This is a genomic window from Pantoea sp. ME81 (genome assembly GCF_903970985.1).
Taxonomy (GTDB): Bacteria; Pseudomonadota; Gammaproteobacteria; order Enterobacterales; family Enterobacteriaceae; genus Pantoea; species Pantoea communis.
In genome coordinates this window covers 1-1,619 of sequence record NZ_CAJCKS010000342.1, presented here as the reverse complement: position 1 = coordinate 1,619, position 1,619 = coordinate 1, and the positions used below count along the sequence as shown (strand labels likewise).

At 55.8% G+C, this 1,619-nt stretch carries 2 protein-coding genes; both read left to right on the top strand.

Annotated features, from left to right (window positions below; translation table 11 throughout):
* The first annotated feature begins 20 nt into the window (after nt 1-20).
* Complete coding sequence (sapC, locus tag H7A81_RS27180) at nt 21-911, top strand: putrescine export ABC transporter permease SapC (protein ID WP_097117017.1); 891 nt, start codon at nt 21-23, stop codon at nt 909-911.
* Nucleotides 911-1,619 (top strand): ATP-binding cassette domain-containing protein (locus H7A81_RS27175; protein WP_182059326.1); only part of this gene is annotated, 709 nt, incomplete at its 3' end. The genes sapC and H7A81_RS27175, both read left to right, overlap by 1 nt.

The following is a 1,619-nucleotide window of genomic DNA, read 5'->3' as shown; positions in this document are numbered from 1 at the left end:
GTTGAAACACAAGGAATGGTATGCCTTACGATGATATCTATGCAGAGAAGCGGCTGCCCAGCCCGTTTCGTCTGTTTTGGCAGCGTTTTTATCGTGATACCAGTGGCATGATCGGATTGTACGGCTTCGGTGCCCTGTTATTCCTGTGCCTGTTTGGCGGCTTATTGTCGCCCTATGGCATTGATCAGCAGTTCCTCGGCTATCAGCTGTTGCCCCCTTCCTGGTCGCGCTACGGGGATGTCTCCTTCTTCCTCGGCACCGATGATTTGGGCCGCGATGTATTGAGTCGCCTGCTGAGCGGCGTAGCGCCAACGGTTGGTTCGGCCATCATGGTGACGGTTTTAGCCGCGATCTGCGCCCTGATCCTGGGGGTGCTGGCCGGCATTACCCACGGTTTGCGCTCTGCGGTAATGAACCACGTGCTGGATACCTTGCTCTCCATCCCTTCGCTGCTGCTGGCAATCATTGTGGTGGCCTTTTTAGGCCCACGCCTTGAACACGCCATGCTGGCGGTATTGCTGGCAATCATTCCGCGCCTGGTGCGGGAGATCTATACTGCGGTACATAACGAGATGGAAAAAGAGTACGTGGTGGCGCTGCGTCTGGATGGCGCGCGCAATCTGAATATTCTGTGGAACGCGGTGCTACCCAATGTCCTGCCGCTGCTGGTCGGGGAATTTACGCGTTCACTCTCCATGGCCATTCTCGACATTGCCGCACTCGGTTTCCTCGATTTAGGGGCACAGCTGCCCTCACCGGAATGGGGAGCGATGCTGGGCGATGCGCTGGAGCTGATTTATGTCGCGCCCTGGACCGTGATGCTGCCCGGCGTCGCGCTGATGGTCAGTGTGTTGATCGTTAACCTGCTGGGCGATGGCATCCGTCGTGCTGTAGAAGCGGGAGCTGAATAATGCCGTTACTGGATATTCGTAATCTCACTATCGAGTTCATGACCTCAGAAGGTCCGGTGAAGGCCGTTGATCGCATTAATCTGACACTCAGTGAAGGTGAAGTACGTGGGCTGGTAGGGGAATCCGGCTCCGGCAAAAGCCTGATTGCGAAGGCGATTTGCGGCGTAACCAAAGACAACTGGCGCGTCACAGCCGATCGTATGGTGTTCGATGATATCGATTTGCTGCGTTTGTCGCCGCGCGAACGACGCCGCATTGTCGGCCATAACGTGTCGATGATTTTCCAGGAACCGCAATCCTGCCTGGATCCCTCTGAAAGCATCGGCCGCCAGTTGATGCAGGCGATCCCACGCTGGACGTTTAAAGGGCGCTGGTATCAGCGTTTGTGGTTCTGGCGCAAAGCGCGTGCCATCGAACTGTTGCACCGCGTGGGCATTAAAGACCACAAAGACATCATGCGCAGTTTCCCGTATGAATTGACGGAAGGTGAATGCCAGAAAGTGATGATCGCCATTGCGCTGGCCAATCAGCCGCGTCTGCTGATCGCCGATGAGCCGACCAATGCTATGGAACCGACCACGCAGGCACAAATATTCCGCTTGTTGAGCCGCCTAAACCAAAATAACAACACCACGATTTTGCTGATCAGTCATGACCTGCGCACCATGAGCCAGTGGGCGGATCGCATAAACGTGATGTACTGCGGTC

Coding starts and splice junctions, on each gene's coding strand:
- sapC (WP_097117017.1), top strand. CDS start 21: ATGCCTTACGATGATATCTATGCAGAGAAGCGGCTGCCCAGCCCGTTT.